This is a genomic window from Methylotuvimicrobium buryatense, assembly GCF_005931095.1.
In the GTDB taxonomy this organism is placed as follows: Bacteria; Pseudomonadota; Gammaproteobacteria; order Methylococcales; family Methylomonadaceae; genus Methylotuvimicrobium; species Methylotuvimicrobium buryatense.
This window is the reverse complement of sequence record NZ_CP035467.1, coordinates 3668875-3686406: the sequence shown is the minus strand read 5'-3', so window position 1 is coordinate 3686406 and position 17532 is coordinate 3668875. Positions and strand designations below refer to the sequence as shown.

Sequence of the window (17532 nt, the reverse complement as noted above, 5' to 3'; positions counted from 1 at the left end):
GCTTCCTTAAATACTGCATAGTCTTTTATATCGCTGACTTCCCACCAAACAGACCAAACCGAATGGTCTAGAAGTCCTGCTCAGAATCAAAAGACCTTGGTCTGCCAAGACGATCTGTTAATGGTGGAATATTACTGCGACCGAAGGTATGGCTGCCATCAGGCGTTAATATCCGAGCGTAATGATCAACTTTGACGAGATACTCCGCCGTTTGTTTTAAGTTCTCGATTTTTTCAAGATCACTGTAATGGATCATGCCGATACCACACTGGTTGTAATGGTTTTTATTTGCATTGCAGTTCCAATAGGTTCCTCGATTATTCGTAATTGCATTCACCCAATAATCACCAATCAACTTGGCTAACGTGACATCTTCTCTGACTTGGGATCCATCAAAGAAAAAAATCAAGTGATAGTGAAAGCCCTTGTCAGGACCGTATTCCAATTTCCAAATTTTGCCAACAACATGATTGAACAACTGGTTTTTCTTAGCGTTGTTTAAAAGACGCTCAAAATCGCACTTGGCTTCGCGGAATTTAATGGGGATATCTTCTTCGCAAGTGATGGCATTGCCTTGCTGATAACCTATATCTAGTCGGACAACTAGTAAGCGGGCATAACGTGCAATCAATGAATCAATGAGGCTTATCATCCCTTCTTGGTTTTTCTTCGATGTTCGTACAGCATTTCTGATTTTAGATTTAAATGCATCAGTGCTGACAGCTTGCCTGATTTGATTGACGTAAGTCTGAATACCTGTCATTAATTTCACCATGATTTCGTAATCAACACCTACCTGATATAGATCGTTACTTTTTCTCAGTGCATCAATCTGCTGTATGTTCTCCAAAAGATTACAATAAAGCGCCTGACGTATGAAAACATCTACGTAAGGATTAAGCTCATGGATAGGAAATTGCCCCTGCAATAGCCTAAAATGGCTTCTAAGAGTTTTAGTAATCGTATCTGCTAATCGACTCGGTATGATTTGCATAACGCCATTCCGTTGATCGACAACCGTATACAGCGGTTCATTTGGTTGATTGATGATACTGTGCATTAGTTGTTCAATTTCAGATAGTGTTGTAGATAATGAATCCATAATATATCCTCGATAGTTAAAAGAAGCTGTTATGAACTTGCACAAACAAATTATAAATTTAAATATAGGGGATTGCTTTAAACAATCCCCTATGAGATTAGATTTACTAATACTCACTGTACTAATAGTCGTTGTCAAAACCATTCAGACATGAGTGAATGATGGTTATTATATGATCTTAATGATATAGAGATCATAACTGAGATAACTTGAGTTGTAGGTGCTTAATTATATAAATTGAATTGTAACAACAGCATTCTTATGAATGCTTTAATGTTATTTATTGGAATCTATTATTGAATGGTATTGAATGCTAAAGCATGGTATTGAATGCATTTGTTAATATATTAATAACATAAAATCCCTAATCCATTTTAGATAAAAAATACCTGAAACTGTTGATGATAGACGAATGTTTTTCTCTAGGATTACAGAAAAGTCAAAATCTATTGTTTATACCTATTTAGTGCAAGCTCATACTATATGCGATTATTTTTTATTTAACTTAAATTAACTAGGATGTGTGGATTTAAGGCTACCAAACCACGAGCTTAAAATAGTTGAAGGTGAGTATTGATTGATGACGATTAACTCTATGTCAACCTATGGTTGACGTTAATGCCTATTCATTAGAGATCTTTAATGCTTATAAAATAAAACGCCTTATGACATCAAATAACCCTGCTAAAGTTGCTAAATTAGCAGATTTAGCAGGTGAATCTATATGGGTTCCATCAAAAGTTTCTGATTACGACTTTTGCTAAAAAATAATAGGTATTGAACTAGACATTGCTCTGTCTGCAGCGCTTCAGCTAATGTCGTTGGAAATACAAAAGATTTTTCGGGTTAAAGTCTCAAACTGTGTCTCAACTTGTGACACTTCCGGATTGTTCATTGAGGAGTTTCCGGATGAAATTAAGAATTTGTTCCCGTTGATGCTCATTAACCCCGACAACATTCAAATGAACTGTCCAGTAGTTTTCTGTCTGCTTTACTCGTCCAAGCTGGTTGCCATTTTCATTCAGAAGTACGTTTTCAGTGGCAGCTTGATTTATCCCATAGACTTCCTTGAGTTTCTTTTCAATAAATCGAGTTATTTGAGTTTGTTTAAGCTTCCCCCTTTTGAGTAATCTCCACGCAATTTCTAAAAATGAAAGTACTGAGTCTGAATTTTTATGTTGAACTAATATCTTTTTAATTTTATCTGCGGCAGAGCGGGATAGTAATTTTGGGTTAATATTCAGGTCGTTCAAAATGAAATCAGGTAGACTGTCGAAAGCCAAATATCGGTACATGTCGGTACGATTTAAACCAATCATAGCAGCGAGGTCTTTTTTGTTTGGGAAGTTATTCTCAATGCTTCGAATTGCTTTACCTATTTCATAATCACTTAAATCTTCTCGGGCTATATTTTCTGCTAAGGCCAAAATCGCATGACTTTGGTCGTCTACTGTCCTCACTATGGCTTCGATTTGTTTCTTATTCAGAATCAAATGAGCTCGCCACCGCCGTTCACCTGCAATGATTTGATAACGGTCTCCTGATTTTTTAACAATAATGGGATGAAGCAAGCCATTTTCCTGAATTGACTTTACGAGATTGTTCAATGATTCTTCAGGATAATGGGTGCGTGGTTGATCAGGATTCGGATCGATCAGATTCACATCAATCAGGCAATAGTGCCCCTTGAGGGCAATCTGAGATTCAAAATTGGAAAGGATTTCTTTAGCGTCTAGGTTTAGCATGTTTTGGAAAAGTAATGATTGGTGGTTATGTGTGACTTATTCCGCTAAGGTTGCCGGAATGAGCCGCTCAACTGCCGAGATTGACTAGGCAGCCACAGCTATTAAGCCGCTGACTCCGGAAAAGGCTAAACTGATGAGCCCCAGCGAAAAGCATGTATTTATTAACGCCGTTCTATAAAAAACGGCGTTTTACCTAGTTAAACTAGGTTTTTTGGCATTTTTGTAGGTGCAATGTTTTTTATCGGCGATTAGGATTTAATCGAACAGGGTTTTTAAAGTACCTGCCATTTCCGTCTTTAATAAGTACGTGGTGTTGCTCAAAATAATCAAGCGCCCGCTGAATGGCCTTTCTGGGCTCTTCAATATCCTTGAATGGCTTTACTTGTTGCAACCGTTTTTTAAGCTCTTGATCTGTGTATGAGGCGTTCTCTCCCTTGCCAACAAATACGTTAAATACAGCGGTCAGTTGCGCTACATCACTGATAAGACCTTTGCGTTCACAATAATTTCTTACGCCAAATATCAGTTCCTTAAAAATGTTTATTGCCATTACAACAAACTCATATGGTATGAATGGATCATCAAATGCATTTGCAGGCGGATTTTCTGCATTAAGTAGATACAAATTCGCTGCAATTCCCATGACTTGCATCTTCGTTTTGCCAACTACCCGTTGCAATATGGGATGGGATAGCTCACAGCCTGGACGCATCTTATATTCTAATTCTTGTTCAAAGTTTGCAATATGTCGCCAGCCGTCATTAGTGAATTTCAATGTAATTAGTGAATCATGATTTAATGCGTCATCGCCATTGATATATTTTTGAAAAAATGCACATTTTTTAGCGTACTTTCCAAGAATATGATCGCCATTTTCTTTTTCGGTAATTCTGTCACGGAAACCTATGTATGAAGGTTCACTAACCATAAGGAAACGTTCAGCTAAACCAGTATTAGTACTGGCAGATAATAGAGTTCGAATTCCACCCTCTTGGGCGAAGCTAGTGATAGCGCCACGAGTTTGACCACTATAGGATTTCCGACCAACACGATTAGTATTCACATACCCTCCTTCTCGCGAGTTAAGAAGCAAATCGTTATTATTGTGTTTTGATCCATGACGTAGCCCTAAAACTGAATTAAACAATCCATGTTCTGCTGAGGCAGCAAAGAAGAATCCATTCGTAGCAGTTAACATAGCGTCTAATGCTTCAGGTGTGGTATTAGTTATTGGCATCATGTATTGCAATCGATTAAGATTTTTATTGAGCTTCTTAATAAAATTCTTCGACCTTTCTATATTTTCCTTGTTGTCCGCTTTGTCTTTTTTAGCTGTACATCCCGCGAGAGATTCATTAAGTTTATCCAATATTCCTTCGTGTATTTCAATACACGATTTTATTTCAGAAATCTTCAGCTTAATCATATTTGACATCGGCTCAAGAAGCATTTCAAGGGCAGGCGATTTTCCAGCTCCAGAATTTTGTTCCAAAGCTACATATAATCCAACTGAAACGGTGCGTCCATCTGTATAAGAAACTTGGTAACGCTTACTCGTCATTCCACTCCATAGACCCAAAGTTAGAACAATAATTGTACCAATAGGGATGTCGGTTTTGTGGCTAATGTATACAGCCAATGATAAAATAAAGGAGTCTTTGTCGTGAATATGAGTTTCCAGGTTTAAATAATATTTTGGCGTTGAATTGTCCAACAAACAATCAATATCAATGGTTGGATTCGGATAACTGAAATAGCTTTGAATGGGAGGAAGAAGGGGAGAAGGAGTTTGGTTCGGCCATGTTTGGTATTGTTGATTTTGAATAAGTTGCTGCGGCGGCGTTTGTGATTGATGTATGTTAATTCGCGGATCAGATTCCCAATTAAGTGCATTTTTTGCACTTCCAGAGTGGTAGTAATGAACATAAAAGTCAAACGAACCTTCAAGTATAATACCTTTAGGAATTTCAATATCAATTAAACCATTTTGGCCGTTTAATTGCACATCAATTATGCCATAATTCGAACTGTAGTAACGAGAATATAGGATTCGATTTATGTAATTATATTTTACTGAATCGAGTTCTTCTATAAACCCCGCTTTTTTTATCAGAAGATGTAGATCATATATATCGTTAAAATTTTCAATCTTCTCACCGTAACTACGGTCTACTTGATTTTCGTACATGACTATTCCCCAAAAAATGATATTAAACCGATGTGTGACGAACCGAATGGTTTCTGCGAATATTTAATATTTATTGATTTATTTGGCTTGAACGATGAGGATTGCCCGTAAGTACTTGGCTTTGAAATTTGATTACTTTCGATTAATTGAGTCTTCATTTTTTTGACCTGTCAGTATTGTTAAATAACTGCTTCGAAATGGAAGCAACAATAAAATTACAAATTTGCACTGAAAGGCCAATGATCGGTTGCTTAATTGCAATCGTGTATTGACTTATTAGCTTTGATGTGGGTTAAGGAGTGATGGTTGCCGGAGAGTTGACATCAGCTATATTTTTGGCTCCCTAGGAATTGCCATGGTAGCTACTACATGTAGTAGTCTTATGCGGTTTATGTTTGCTACTGGTTGTGGGCAACCACGGGAAATCCGGAAGAGACATATTTTTCCTTCAAGCTAGAATGGGAATGACGCAAAGCTTCCAGACAATTGATCAGTTCGATCACAACGGTGGGTAAATTCTGGGTAAATCGGATATGCAAGGATGTGCACAAATAGACAAAGCAACGTGAAGGCTATTTGTTTTAATTCAATTAAATCAATAGTATATATATTGGTATAGCACTTTTAATGCGATGGTCGTGCGTTCGAATCGCACACGACCCACCATCTTAAATCTTTGATAGAAAAGGATTTTCACGGATAGAAAAGCCTTAGTAACTGTGTACTAAAACCATCGACTACAGTGATTTTATAGGTAGTCGTGTTTTTAACCTCAAACATGAGGAAACACAGATGCTAAATTTTCATATCATCAAAGTAAATCTCAAAAACGGCGAAACCCGTTACCGCACCATTCTTACCAAGTCAGGTAAGGGAATCAAAACAAAAACCTTTCGACGCAAACAAGATGCCCGTACTTGGGGTACTCGTGCCGTTATTGAATATCAAGAGTACGAAGCTAAGGGAATTCGCCCTTGTACTATTTCTTTTGATCGGCTTGCTGACGAATACATGGCTTGGTGGACTGGAAAAGACCACGACCGTGCTAGGTTGGTGAAATGGTGGACGGATCAATTCGGCAAAACGCTGTTGACTGAAATCACCCCCGACGAAATCCGCCTCAGGCTCAAGCCTAAACGCGCACAAGCCCCCGCTACCTACAATCGCTACCTTGCTGTTTTATCCTCAATTATGGATTTTGCCACTCGGCAACAAGAGGATGATTCGGTTTTAGAACAATATATCGATGAAAATCCATGCAAGAAAGTTCGTTCACAGACCGTAAACAATAAAGTCGTTCGCTATCTGTCAGACGAAGAGAAGCCTCGTTTGCTCAAAGCGGCTAAAGAGATTGGCGGCAAGTTTTATCTAAAAGTTCTAATGGCGCTTACGACGGGCATGCGTAAAGGTGAACTTGATCAATTGCGCTGGAATGACATTGACTTTGATAAAGGTTTGGCGATGTTATCCGATACCAAGAATGGAACACCACGGCATACACCGATTCCAGGCGTTATTATGGATGAACTCAAAAAGCATAGGAAAGTAGGTAACTGTTTATTATTCCCCTCAACTGTAGACCCTAATAAACCTTTTGATTATAAAAAGCAATGGGCCAATTGTCTGAAGACTGCCAATATCAAGGATTTCCGCTGGCACGATATGCGTCATGATACTGCTTCGACACTGGCCAGAGACGGTCGGACTTTAAAAGAAATTGCCGAAATTCTGGGCCATAAAAGCCTAGCCAGCACTGATCGCTATACCCACTTATCAACTGCACATAAATCCCAAGTTTTGAATGAGACGATGAGTAAATCGATTAGCTTATAATCTGTTTGACTGTGCGAACAGTGGAGTCATTATTCAATTGATCGACGATCTTAGTAATATTTTTCTTTTGATGGAACGTTTAGAGTGGCTAAAGAGTTTGATACAAGCTGGTTTGATTTAAGGAATTATGAACCATTTAAAACAATGTCTGTTGAGGCCTGGATATGGCAGCTTGAAGCAAGGGAGCATTACCACAAGGTTGTTGAGCATAAAAGAGGGATATCCCAAGATAAAGAAGATAGATTTTTATCTTCAATAGCGACAAAACTAAAGGCTGGGGTTATTCCAGACGATCCTAATTATTATTACAGGCACGAGGTAAAGGCAAGGGCAATATTAAATGACCCATTATCTACTGCTTCGGTCAATAATCTTAGCTCGTATGAAGTTTGGAGGATGGCAAATAATACTAGCATTAGCCATATATGGGATGCTTGCAAGCATGACGATGAATTTTCTTTGACAGAAAGTGAAGATAAAAATTTGTTTGACATGGCATTCAGACCACACGTTTTGAATGATAAGCAATACATTGATTATTGGAATGAGGCGCTTGTGACTATCAATTTAAACGCAACAGACGCACAGATCAAAAACGACTTTGATAAGTGGCTAACAAGTTTCCGAAAAAAAATTGGTAGTCAACACGAAAAAAAATTGCTTACTCAGGTCGATTTTGATTACTGGGTTAATTACGGCGTGATTCCGTACCTCGATTTGGTGCTTATCGCAAAAATTGAAGGAAAAAAAATAACGCAACATAAATTGGCAAGGTTAATTTTTCCTAATGAGTATGATGTGGATGTCGTTGAGAGAATACGCAAAGTAAGTAAGCCAACAGCAGAACTTTTAATTAAGAACAAAATATATGAGACGCTGATACTTCAGTTGGCTTATGAAAAAACGAACGGAATGAAAAACGCATAAAACCATTCCGGTATAAAAGCTTAGTCGAACTATACCGGCTTTAAAATCATGATATTACATCCCTCGTAAACACGGCATACACCCTTCAAAATAGCCTCACGATGTTTAACAACCCGTGAGGCTTTTTTATGACCGATACATCATCGCAAACAACCCTGGGCGACTTTTGCCCAAAAGACAGGTTTGCAACTCATCCCGACAATCCGTTGAAAGAATCTGAGTTCAACTGGTTGTTCAAAAACCGCGACGCCAATGGTTTCAAAGAGGCGTTCGTCAAAGTCAACGCCAGAAAGTTTCTGGTGCATATTCCAACGTTTACTTCCTGCTTAGCTAATCGGAGAGGCGCGTAAGTCTGGGGTTACCCGCGACCATGCGACTGGCTACCGATTCGGATAATCGGGCACAGATAGCCGGTATCGCATGGCAAATGCGGGACAAGCCTAGAAATTTCGCGGTTTCACGCGGAAAACTACAGTGATTTTATTGCTTATGCCTATTTTGCAGGCTCGAAATGGCAAAAAAAACTAAAGGGCCAAAAGTAAAGTACGACGCAAGGGGCGGCGTTATGGTCGTTTCGCGGGCCATGCTCGAATCTTGCGCTTATGAGTCGATGCCGCCTATTGCAAAGGTGCTGATGATCTTGCTACAGCTTCAATGGCGCAATGATAAGACGGTTGCTTATGGCGTTAGGGAAGCCGCTAATAAAATCGGCTGTAAGCCTGAAACAGCCGGCAAGGCATTTAAGGTCCTACAGGCGCGTGGTTTCATTGTTTGTGAAACGGAATCGCTGTTTAACAGTAAAACCGGTAGTAAAGCGCGTGAATGGCGTTTGACCTGGATGCCTTTCGAATATCGCGAACCCACCCACGATTGGGAAAAATGGCAACCGTGAAATTAAAGCAACCGTACCGAAAAGGGGTACAGAAATTTGTTTTGTATGCTCCCTTTCGGTACACAAATATTTTTTAATCTGGTTTGTGTACCGTTTCGGGGTACGCAAAAGGTAAAAATCAATGACTTGCAAAACCTTTGCATGCTCCTTTTCGGGACACACCTACTATAACCATAACTATATGGAAAAAGACGATCTACAGCAGCGTAAATGGATGAATGGATGGCATGCTGATTTAGCCAGGGTGAAAAGTAATGGCTAAACTCCAAAATCCCAATTTAGCAAAAATTCATCGAAATTATACGGTTGAAGAAGTCGCCGATTTGTTTTCTGTCCATAAAAATACCGTGCGCTTATGGATTAAAGACGGCTTGGCAACTAATGACAATAAAAGACCCTTGTTAATTTTGGGTTCGAATTTGCGTGAGTATCTTCAGGGAAAAAGAGCAAGCGCCAAGCGCAAATGCCTCCCATACGAGATTTATTGTCTTCGCTGTCGCACACCAAAACGGCCTGCTGAAAATATGGTTGATTTTGAAATCATCAATGGCAGGACTGGCCGCCTGATTGGTCTGTGTCCATGTTGCAACAACATCATCAATAAATACGTTGGAATCGATCAATTAGCGCATATTCAAAGCCAATTGGACATCGCGCTACCGAAAGCACTGAAACACATAAACGAGAGTAATAAACCCCTCGTAAACAGTGACTTTAAAAAGTGAGTTGAAATCATGACAAAACACAATCCCGATAATGAGCGGATCAAGCGTAAATACTTCATTTTTCTAAAGGAAGCCAAACGCCAAAATGAAAGCTCGGTTGATGCGGTAGCCAAGGCCATAAGCCGCTTCGAAGTCTATACAAAACACCGTGACTTCAAGGCTTTTCATTTTGAGCAAGCGGTTGGATTTAAAAATCATCTTGCCAAACAAATCAACCAGCGTACCGGCAAGCCATTAAGTAAAGCGACGATGAACTCAACCCTGGGTCAATTGAAAAGCTTTTTTCAATGGTTAGCCATGCAGCAGGGTTATAAATCGCGCATTAGCTACACCGACACCGAATATTTCAATCTATCTGAAAAAGAGGTGCGCATTGCAACGGCGAGGCGCAAGACAGCGGTACCCACGTTGGAGCAAATTAAACACGTCATTGACTCCATGCCTAGTAATACCGATATTGAATGGCGTAATCGCGCACTGATTGCTTTTACCTTATTAACTGGCGCAAGAGATAGCGCCATTGCCTCGATGAAGCTAAAGCACGTCGATGTGGTTGGAAACAGCGTCTTTCAGGATGCCAGGGAGGTGAATACGAAATTTAGCAAAACTTTTACGACTTACTTTTTTCCAGTCGGCGACGCGATACAGCAAATTGTCCATAACTGGGTTTCATATCTTAAAGAAGAATTGCTCTGGGGTAATGATGATCCTTTATTCCCCAAGACCAAAGTCATAGTCGGCGAAGACAGGATTTTTACAACGTCAGGACTCAAACAGGAGCATTGGAGCAACGCTTCACCGATACGAACAATCTTCCGTGAGGCTTTTGAATCGGCGGGGTTGCCTTATTTTAACCCGCATAGCTTTCGTAAAACCTTGGTGACACTGGGCCAACAGCTTTGCCAATCGCCCGAGGAGTTCAAAGCATGGAGCCAAAATTTAGGTCATGAAGACGTTTTGACGACTTTGTATAGCTATGGCGAGGTGCAACAACATCGGCAGGGTGAGATTATTCAGCAATTAAAATCCCCGCGTTCTCCTGTCAACCAAAATGCTGATGAAATTGCTAGAGCTGTTATTAAGGCAATGGCTGACCAAAGTTCACAAATTGGAGTTTAAGCCTGATTAATCCATGCTGTTTACGGCCATACCCGAAGCTCATTGCACCGGGATCGTGGATGGCCCTGTTGATGATGAGATGGTTCAGAACTTTAAAGTATTGTTCATGACCGCGGGTGATTCTTGATTTGATTATTGACGTCCTGTATTTTGCCGCTTACAGTTCATCGTTTAATTTGAGAATAGCTCACGATAAGAGATATGCATGGAACCTTTTGAAGATAAAGATGAGCGCTCATTGCTCACGCAACTGCTTGATGAGTCAAAGCTCTACAAAAAAGGGAAAAACTTTTTGGATCTACTCTATTTTGTCAATAAGCTACCTAACTTTGCACCCTTCAATGTCTTTTTACTGCACATTCAAAAGCCTGGATTGACATTTGCAGCCTCTGAACGAGATTGGAAGATCAGATTTAATCGATCAATAAAGGAAGGGGCTAGACCGCTTCTGATTTTATGGCCGTTTGCACCGGTCGCGTTGGTTTATGAGGTTGAAGATACTGAAGGTGACCCCTTACCAGATGATGTTGCGCAAGTATTTAGGGCGACAGGTGTAATGACGGAAGCCAAAATTGGGAATTTTATAATCAAGCTGGCAAAATTGGGCATAGATACCCAGTTGATTGAATATGGCGATGGTCATGCAGGCCATATCAAAAGGCCGGAACATGATTTTAAAATTAACCAGCAATCAATACAGGCAAAACAAAAGCCGGATTATTTGATTAGATTAAATAAGAAGCACGACCCAAATGTTCAGTTTGCCACACTTACTCATGAACTTGCCCATCTTTACCTTGGTCATTTAGGCCCGGACAAGTTTTTAAAAATAGCAGATAGAGCGAATAAATCATCTGAAACAAAAGAACTGGAAGCTGAGTCTGTTTGCTACATTGTTTGCCATCGAAATAATGTTTCGCCTAATTCAGAATCCTACTTAACGAATTATGTAGATGACAAGTTGCAAGTGGAGGATATGGACTTATACGCATTGTTAAAAGCGGCTGGCCAGATCGAAACCATTTTGGATTTAATCACACATACGAGCTTTAAAGTATAAACCGTCTGCGGTTTACTCCATTAGCACCAATAAGTAGGAAGATAGGCGGTAAAATCTTCGCCTATGGCACTGTTACCGACTCGCTTATAAAGCAATCAGCGGGAAATAAAGGATGATCGGGCAACTCGTAGAGCTGAAAAGATCAGGGCTAAACTTGATTGGGAACCCGGCATACTTAACCGTAACGGCTATAAACCCACAGGGATGCACTGAAAACCTATCATCGTCTGTCAGCAGAACATAATGATTATGCAAATCAGGCATTGCTAGGAATGCGTGCAAAAATGGAAATCATGAATAACAGACTGTTGACTTTGTGCGGTCGAAAGTGATTTGTACCCCCCTTCCGACACGCTAATTTTTCGTATTAAATACAGTGCTTCTTTAATAATTGAAAGCGGCTAATAGTGGTTAAGGAATGTAGAGTGCTGTATATTTGCACTACATTTTTACTGCGTAACTAATTTGAGGTGTTAGCACATGGCAGCCACAAAAACTATTACTTTAACGTTGCGTGTTGATCCTGTAATTAAGGAAGGTTTGCGTTTACTGGCTGAAAAAGAGCACCGTAGCCTTACCAATATGGTGGAAGTGATGATTCGCGAAAGCTGCAAGCAGCATAATGTCATTATTCCTGAGCAACAAACCCTTTTCGATAGCGAAAATCCACAGCGATAAATACCAAGGAATTAACCCTTAATGGATACTAAAGAAATCCTCGGTCGTATTTTTAAAGACCCGGCGACTCAATACGAACTCACTGAATTCGAAAATCTCGGCAAACCGATTCACGACATTCTCAACATTTATCCAAAAACAGCGGCTACCGGGCGCGAAGCGGGCAAAACCAAGTATTACTTGAAAAGTTTCATCCCATTTTCCACGGCCAACGAGGAAGTCCAGGTTTTTGTCGAAGACGGCAAAACCAGCCCGGAAGAAATCGTGCGTCAGCTTTGGGTATATAAGCTGATCAATCAATACGGTTATAAAGCCGATGAAATAGACCTGGAAAAAAGCGTGCAATTCGGCACTGAGATCGGCACCAAGGCGGCGGACATTATTGTTTACAGTGATTCCGGCAAGATCACTCCGAAAATCATCATCGAATGCAAAAAGCCCAAACGTAAAGACGGTATTGAGCAACTTAAAAGCTATATGAATGCTAAAGGCGCACCGGTTGCTGTGTGGTCCAACGGTAGTGACAGCATTATTCTTTACCGGCCTTATCCGGCGCAATTTGACGATACTTTGTTCGATATACCCAAACGCGGACAGGCACCGAAAGACGTACTGGAAGCCAAGAAAACTTTGTTGCAACTGAAAAAGGATTTTAACTTCAAAAAGATTGTACAAGCTTTGGAAGAGCTGGTACTTGCAGATATAGGCGGAGCAGATGAATTCAATGAAATTTTTAAGTTGATCTTCGCCAAAATCTGGGACGAAAAACAAGCGGAGGAAATACGTAAAGATAAAACCGTTGAATTTGGAAAGTCTACTAGCGATCCCAAAATTACTTATGACCGAATAAATAAATTATTTCACATGGCCTGTAATGAATGGCCTGGGGTATTCAAGCCAGACGAAAATATCGACTTGTTACCCGATCATCTTCATATTTGTGTTGGACCAATGGAGGGCGTTCGCTTATTAGGTTCGAATTTACGCATTATGGATGATGCTTTCGAATACCTGCTTCCCACCGAAGCCAAAAAGAAAAAAGGTCAGTTTTTTACGCCGCGTCATGTCGTGGAAATGTGTGTAAGAATGCTCAACCCCACCCGCACGGAATATGTCATGGACCCGTCCTGCGGTTCCGGCGGCTTTTTATTGCATGCAATGGATTGGTGCTACCCAGCTGATGATAATGATCTACGTTATCGTCGTAAGCATGATTATGCTGCAAAGTACTTGTGGGGAATTGACTTCGAAGCAAGAGCAGCTAAAACTTCGCGCGCCTTGATGCTTATAGCCGGAGACGGCCACACTAATATTTTTGGCCCTGATGTCAGTAGCCTGAACCCTGAAACATGGTTCAAAACAATATCGGGTAGGGAATTAATGCATGGGTTAAGGAAGGAAAACCTTACCGCTAAGCGCATACCCGATATTGATGCCTTTGGTGACGACGACAAAGCCTGGGAATATTTCGACGAACTCAAGTTCGACGTGATTCTCGCCAATCCACCCTTTGCCGGGGAAATGAAAGACCGCAAAATGCTGGCGCATTACGAATTGGCAGAACCGGCATTAAAACGGGCAGGAGACGATAAACAACCCAAGGAAGAACGCGATGTGTTGTTTATCGAACGCATCCTGAAGATGCTCAAGCCCGGTGGCCGTGCGGCGATAGTATTACCGCAGGGAAAATTCAACAATTCCTCGTTGGCGTTTATCCGCGTATGGATTTTGAAAAAAGCCCGTTTACTGGCTGTGGTAGGTTTACACCCCAACACTTTTAAACCCCATACCGGCACTAAAACCTCGGTGTTGTTTGTACAAAAATACACGTTGCAACAATTGACTGACATTGCCAAAGTCCATGATGAAATTGCTACCGCCTGCCCCGATTATGAGGCGGACATTTGGCAATTACTTAGCAACCATCCAGCCGAAATACCAGAAGAGGATATTCCCGAAGCGATAGCGGATTTATTGGCCGAAACCTTTGCTGAACCGGAAGCGGAAGACATTGCCGAAACTAACGAAAACGATGAAAGCGAAGACACAGCCGATAATCAACCCACGTTTAGCGATGAAGACCGTCTTGTGCAAGCAGAAGAAAAGCTGGAGGCATTGAAAGCTGAATTGATCCGTACCAAGCAAAAACTGTTCGATTTAGCCAGTGATACCGAAGCCTTGCTACAGCAACAACAAACTGAGCTCGCCGTGGCACAACAACAGCAACAAGAAGAGCTGGAAGCCATCCAATCCAAATGGACCGGCAAAGCGGCGGAATTGACGGCTTACAACAAACCGAAAAAAGCCGAGCATAAAAAAGCGATTCAAGACATCAAGGCGGAATATAGCGCCAAGCTTAAGATCAGCAAAGACCGGCAAAAAAAGGCGGAAAAAGCCCTTAAAGCCGAGCAGAAACGCCTGGAAAAATTGATTCCGCAAGCCGAGCGGGAGTTAAAGCTGTTGACCTTGCGCGGCAAACTGGAGCTGGTGTTAGCCGATGCCGATTTGATCGGCACCCTGAAAGAACGCTGGATAGCCGCCGAAGTCGCCAAGCGTTTGGATTACCCTATTTTTATGGCGGTCAGCGAACGCGGCGGCAAGAACAATTCCGGCGATTATGACTATGTGATCGACGATAACGGCAATCTGGTGGAAGATCACGATGGGCAACCGAAAATTAATCAGGATTTGGTTAATTACGATTTAACGGCTGACGATTTGGCCGATGCCGCTGGAATCTCCGATGAACAGCTTTGTATTGCCGAGGCGTTTGTCAGGTTTGCACAGGGGCATGAATTGGAATTTTGGAGTGCTGAGTAATGGCGGTTTGGAGTAAAACAACGACTTCTGAAATACTCGCTACTCGGCGAATTGATGCCGAATTTTCTGATCCCAAATATATTGAGGCGGAACGAAGAACTCGAAATTGCAAAACCGAAAATCTTGGAAGTTTGGGTATATTTGTACCGGGACCTTTTGGTTCAGCTTTCCGTGTGCGTAATTATGATTTTAAATCACCATTTCGTTACATTAGGGGACAGGACGTAAAACCATTTTTTATCTTAGAGGATGATAGTCGTTTTATTCCACAAGCTGATTTTATTCGGCTTCAACGTTATGCAGTCAAAAAAGACGATTTAATAATTTCGGTGGTTGGAACTCTTGGGAATGTTGCCGTGTGTACTGAGCGCGAAACTCCTGCCATGTTTAGCTGTAAAAGTACGATTTTTCGTACTAATAGAGTTGACCCTTACTATTTACTCGCTTATTTGAACTCGCATTACGGACAACTTTGTCTTCTTCGCAGGCAAAGGGGAGCAATTCAAACAGGGCTTAATATTGAAGATCTGCGGAGTATTCCTATTCCACGCATTGGCAATCTCATAGAGTTAGAAATAGCTGAAAAAATCCGTAAGGCTCATTATGAATTGATTTTATCGCGGGAATTATATCAATCTGCTCAACAACTTCTCGAAGCAGAGCTAGGGTTGGACAAGTTGAGTTTTCAAAGAACATTAGGTTATACAGCACAAGTTAGCGATGTTGTTTCCGAAAAGAGAATGAATGCGGAGTATTTTTCACCTCTTATAAAACAAATTCTTTCTAACAAAATATTTATAGATGCAAAGCCTCTAACTAACTATTTTTCAATTATTAGAGGTCAATCCACAAATAAATATTTAGATGAAGGTATTGCCGTTTTAAAGACAAAAAACATAAGAACCCCATCGATTGATTATGATCGTGTCAATGATTTTGCAGGGGCAACAGTTGGTCTAACAGCCGTCCAAGAAGGTGATCTTATTTTTGCATCAATGGGAGTTGGTTCCCTCGGTCGTATCAGTTTTACTCATAATCTGCCAAGAGAATGTGTTATAGATGGAACATTGCGATTGTTGAGGCGGAAATTTGATGCCCCAATTAATATTGAATTACCTTATTTATTGTTTTTGAGTACCAGAGCTGGCCAAGAGCTTATATACCGAGGGATTATCGGTTCGACTGGGATTATTTCTTTGCCTGATGAATATTTAGGACGAATTTTGCTTCCTAATATTCCTGATAATGTTTGTGAAAGATTAACAGAATTAGTCATCTCTTCAATGGATGCGGGAAATAAGTCAAAGGAGTTGCTAGAACAAGCCAAAAACCGCGTCGAACAACTGATCGAAGAAGCAGTTCAATCATGAGTGGAAAAAAATCAAACCCCGATCAAACGGCTTTGCCTTTCGTCGGCGATTTATTGCTTTATCAAACCGAAGACGGCCAAACCCGCATCGAGGTGCGTTTACAGGATGAATCGGTGTGGATGACGCAAGCGATGATGGCAGAGTTGTTCCAAACCACCACGCAAAATATCACGCTACACATTAAGGCAATTTATCGTGACGGTGAACTGCAAGTAGCGGCAACTTGTAAGGAATACTTACACGTTCAAACCGAAGGCAAGCGCAACATTTCCAGAGCGCGTAAGTTTTATAATCTGCCGGTTATTTTCGCCATTTCCGGCAAAACCGCCGCCGAATTGATTGCCGATCGTGCCGACGCCAGTCAGCCGAATATGGGCTTAACTGCCTGGAAAGGCGCAAAAGTCCGCAAAGGCGATGTTGCAAAATTATCTGGGGAAAAAACGATGAATTTAACGACGCAAGATCAATACGTGCTGATATTTCAAACTTTATGTCGTCAGTAATACTCGCCGATATTCGCGCTGCGGTCAATGCAGGCCGTGTCCTCTGGAAAAAACACGCATTGGAACGTATGCTGGAGCGAGGGATCGGTCGGAACCAGGTAAAAAATGCCATTTTGCAGGGCGTTATTATTGAAGATTACCCAGATGATCACCCCATCCCAAGTTTGTTGCTGGCATTGAATCAGCCGGAAGCATTGCATGTGGTTTTAGCTTATGACGCGGCAAGCGAACAGTGTCATATTATTACCGCTTATCGTCCCGATTTAACTCATTTTGAAGCTGATTTAATCACCCGGAGGCTATCATGAATACCCACAACGATCTTTGCCCGGTCTGCCACGGCGGATGTAAGCAAGCCGGTCGCACGACTTTTACTGTTGATCTTGGTTTTGGCGTGGTGGTTGTGCGCGATGTCCCCGCCCAAGTGTGCGATTTATGCGGCACTGATTGGCTGGAGGACAGTGTCGCCGAAAAACTGGAACAGATCGTTGAGCAGGCGCGTCTGAAGCACCCGGTGGTGGAAGTCGCTAACTGGCAACAGGAAATTCAATCCTTGCCATCCTGACACGA

Annotated in this window: 17 protein-coding genes; 14 read left to right on the top strand and 3 right to left on the bottom strand. The window is 41.2% G+C overall.

The genetic code is table 11. The features are described 5' to 3' along the window. Window positions 1-67: 67 nt before the first annotated feature. Window positions 68-1102, bottom strand: a complete 1035-nt coding sequence (locus EQU24_RS16405; protein ID WP_017842543.1) for a YagK/YfjJ domain-containing protein — start codon at window positions 1100-1102, stop codon at window positions 68-70. Window positions 1103-1707: 605 nt separating this feature from the next. Between EQU24_RS16405 and EQU24_RS22510 the strand changes: the two genes are divergently transcribed. Next, the gene (locus tag EQU24_RS22510; protein ID WP_175421698.1) at window positions 1708-1866 is read left to right on the top strand and encodes a hypothetical protein; all 159 of its coding nucleotides are present in this window, start codon (window positions 1708-1710) and stop codon (window positions 1864-1866) included. Window positions 1867-1968: 102 nt separating this feature from the next. Here EQU24_RS22510 and EQU24_RS16400 read toward each other — a convergent pair whose 3' ends face one another. Beyond that, the gene (locus EQU24_RS16400; protein WP_017842544.1) at window positions 1969-2847 is read right to left on the bottom strand and encodes a ParB/RepB/Spo0J family partition protein; all 879 of its coding nucleotides are present in this window, start codon (window positions 2845-2847) and stop codon (window positions 1969-1971) included. Window positions 2848-3085: 238 nt separating this feature from the next. Then, a complete protein-coding gene (locus tag EQU24_RS16395; RefSeq protein WP_017842545.1) occupies window positions 3086-5035 on the bottom strand; it encodes a DUF3987 domain-containing protein in 1950 nt (649 codons plus the stop codon). A gap of 792 nt (window positions 5036-5827) precedes the next feature. Between EQU24_RS16395 and EQU24_RS16390 the strand changes: the two genes are divergently transcribed. The 13 genes from EQU24_RS16390 to EQU24_RS16330 all read left to right on the top strand — a co-directional run bounded on the left by EQU24_RS16390 (window position 5828) and on the right by EQU24_RS16330 (window position 17527). Continuing rightward, a complete protein-coding gene (locus tag EQU24_RS16390; RefSeq protein ID WP_017842546.1) occupies window positions 5828-6868 on the top strand; it encodes a tyrosine-type recombinase/integrase in 1041 nt (346 codons plus the stop codon). An 84-nt stretch (window positions 6869-6952) separates the two neighbouring features. Beyond that, window positions 6953-7795 carry a DUF6387 family protein gene (locus EQU24_RS16385; protein WP_040575375.1) on the top strand — a complete coding sequence of 281 codons (843 nt, stop codon included), beginning with the start codon at window positions 6953-6955 and terminating at the stop codon, window positions 7793-7795. Window positions 7796-7923: 128 nt separating this feature from the next. Continuing rightward, window positions 7924-8145, top strand: a complete 222-nt coding sequence (locus EQU24_RS16380; RefSeq protein ID WP_017842548.1) for a hypothetical protein — start codon at window positions 7924-7926, stop codon at window positions 8143-8145. A gap of 161 nt (window positions 8146-8306) precedes the next feature. After that, on the top strand, window positions 8307-8687 hold the full coding sequence (locus EQU24_RS16375) for a hypothetical protein (protein ID WP_138767202.1): 381 nt from the start codon (window positions 8307-8309) through the stop codon (window positions 8685-8687). Between the two features lie 254 nt (window positions 8688-8941). Further along, complete coding sequence (locus tag EQU24_RS16370) at window positions 8942-9412, top strand: helix-turn-helix domain-containing protein (protein WP_017842551.1); 471 nt, start codon at window positions 8942-8944, stop codon at window positions 9410-9412. A gap of 9 nt (window positions 9413-9421) precedes the next feature. Continuing rightward, window positions 9422-10531, top strand: coding sequence for a tyrosine-type recombinase/integrase (locus tag EQU24_RS16365; RefSeq protein WP_017842552.1), 1110 nt, complete (start codon window positions 9422-9424; stop codon window positions 10529-10531). A gap of 205 nt (window positions 10532-10736) precedes the next feature. Then, window positions 10737-11591 (top strand): ImmA/IrrE family metallo-endopeptidase, encoded by an 855-nt coding sequence (locus EQU24_RS16360; protein ID WP_017842554.1) that lies wholly within the window; start codon window positions 10737-10739, stop codon window positions 11589-11591. 480 nt (window positions 11592-12071) lie between these two features. After that, window positions 12072-12269 (top strand): type II toxin-antitoxin system antitoxin, encoded by a 198-nt coding sequence (locus tag EQU24_RS16355; protein ID WP_017842555.1) that lies wholly within the window; start codon window positions 12072-12074, stop codon window positions 12267-12269. 21 nt (window positions 12270-12290) lie between these two features. Continuing rightward, window positions 12291-15089: an N-6 DNA methylase gene (locus EQU24_RS16350; protein ID WP_017842556.1), complete on the top strand. Its 2799-nt coding sequence runs from the start codon at window positions 12291-12293 to the stop codon at window positions 15087-15089. Continuing rightward, window positions 15089-16459 carry a restriction endonuclease subunit S domain-containing protein gene (locus EQU24_RS16345; protein ID WP_017842557.1) on the top strand — a complete coding sequence of 457 codons (1371 nt, stop codon included), beginning with the start codon at window positions 15089-15091 and terminating at the stop codon, window positions 16457-16459. Before EQU24_RS16350 ends, EQU24_RS16345 begins: the two co-directional genes overlap by 1 nt. Next, the gene (gene rhuM, locus EQU24_RS16340) at window positions 16456-16962 is read left to right on the top strand and encodes a RhuM family protein (RefSeq protein ID WP_017842558.1); all 507 of its coding nucleotides are present in this window, start codon (window positions 16456-16458) and stop codon (window positions 16960-16962) included. The genes EQU24_RS16345 and rhuM overlap by 4 nt, the downstream gene beginning before the upstream one ends. Continuing rightward, window positions 16950-17270, top strand: a complete 321-nt coding sequence (locus EQU24_RS16335) for a DUF4258 domain-containing protein (protein ID WP_017842559.1) — start codon at window positions 16950-16952, stop codon at window positions 17268-17270. Before rhuM ends, EQU24_RS16335 begins: the two co-directional genes overlap by 13 nt. Beyond that, window positions 17267-17527, top strand: coding sequence for a type II toxin-antitoxin system MqsA family antitoxin (locus EQU24_RS16330; protein WP_017842560.1), 261 nt, complete (start codon window positions 17267-17269; stop codon window positions 17525-17527). The genes EQU24_RS16335 and EQU24_RS16330 overlap by 4 nt, the downstream gene beginning before the upstream one ends. The last annotated feature ends 5 nt before the right edge of the window (window positions 17528-17532 follow it).

Excerpts from the sequence above, each read along its gene's own strand:
- EQU24_RS16335 (WP_017842559.1), top strand. The coding sequence starts at position 16,950 with ATGTCGTCAGTAATACTCGCCGATATTCGCGCTGCGGTCAATGCAGGC.
- EQU24_RS16330 (WP_017842560.1), top strand. The coding sequence starts at position 17,267 with ATGAATACCCACAACGATCTTTGCCCGGTCTGCCACGGCGGATGTAAG.
- EQU24_RS16395 (WP_017842545.1), bottom strand. The coding sequence starts at position 5,035 with ATGTACGAAAATCAAGTAGACCGTAGTTACGGTGAGAAGATTGAAAAT.
- EQU24_RS16365 (WP_017842552.1), top strand. The coding sequence starts at position 9,422 with ATGACAAAACACAATCCCGATAATGAGCGGATCAAGCGTAAATACTTC.
- EQU24_RS16360 (WP_017842554.1), top strand. The coding sequence starts at position 10,737 with ATGGAACCTTTTGAAGATAAAGATGAGCGCTCATTGCTCACGCAACTG.
- EQU24_RS16405 (WP_017842543.1), bottom strand. The coding sequence starts at position 1,102 with ATGGATTCATTATCTACAACACTATCTGAAATTGAACAACTAATGCAC.
- EQU24_RS16345 (WP_017842557.1), top strand. The coding sequence starts at position 15,089 with ATGGCGGTTTGGAGTAAAACAACGACTTCTGAAATACTCGCTACTCGG.
- EQU24_RS16355 (WP_017842555.1), top strand. The coding sequence starts at position 12,072 with ATGGCAGCCACAAAAACTATTACTTTAACGTTGCGTGTTGATCCTGTA.
- EQU24_RS16375 (WP_138767202.1), top strand. The coding sequence starts at position 8,307 with ATGGCAAAAAAAACTAAAGGGCCAAAAGTAAAGTACGACGCAAGGGGC.
- EQU24_RS16350 (WP_017842556.1), top strand. The coding sequence starts at position 12,291 with ATGGATACTAAAGAAATCCTCGGTCGTATTTTTAAAGACCCGGCGACT.
- EQU24_RS16390 (WP_017842546.1), top strand. The coding sequence starts at position 5,828 with ATGCTAAATTTTCATATCATCAAAGTAAATCTCAAAAACGGCGAAACC.
- EQU24_RS16400 (WP_017842544.1), bottom strand. The coding sequence starts at position 2,847 with ATGCTAAACCTAGACGCTAAAGAAATCCTTTCCAATTTTGAATCTCAG.
- EQU24_RS16380 (WP_017842548.1), top strand. The coding sequence starts at position 7,924 with ATGACCGATACATCATCGCAAACAACCCTGGGCGACTTTTGCCCAAAA.
- EQU24_RS22510 (WP_175421698.1), top strand. The coding sequence starts at position 1,708 with ATGGTTGACGTTAATGCCTATTCATTAGAGATCTTTAATGCTTATAAA.
- rhuM (WP_017842558.1), top strand. The coding sequence starts at position 16,456 with ATGAGTGGAAAAAAATCAAACCCCGATCAAACGGCTTTGCCTTTCGTC.
- EQU24_RS16370 (WP_017842551.1), top strand. The coding sequence starts at position 8,942 with ATGGCTAAACTCCAAAATCCCAATTTAGCAAAAATTCATCGAAATTAT.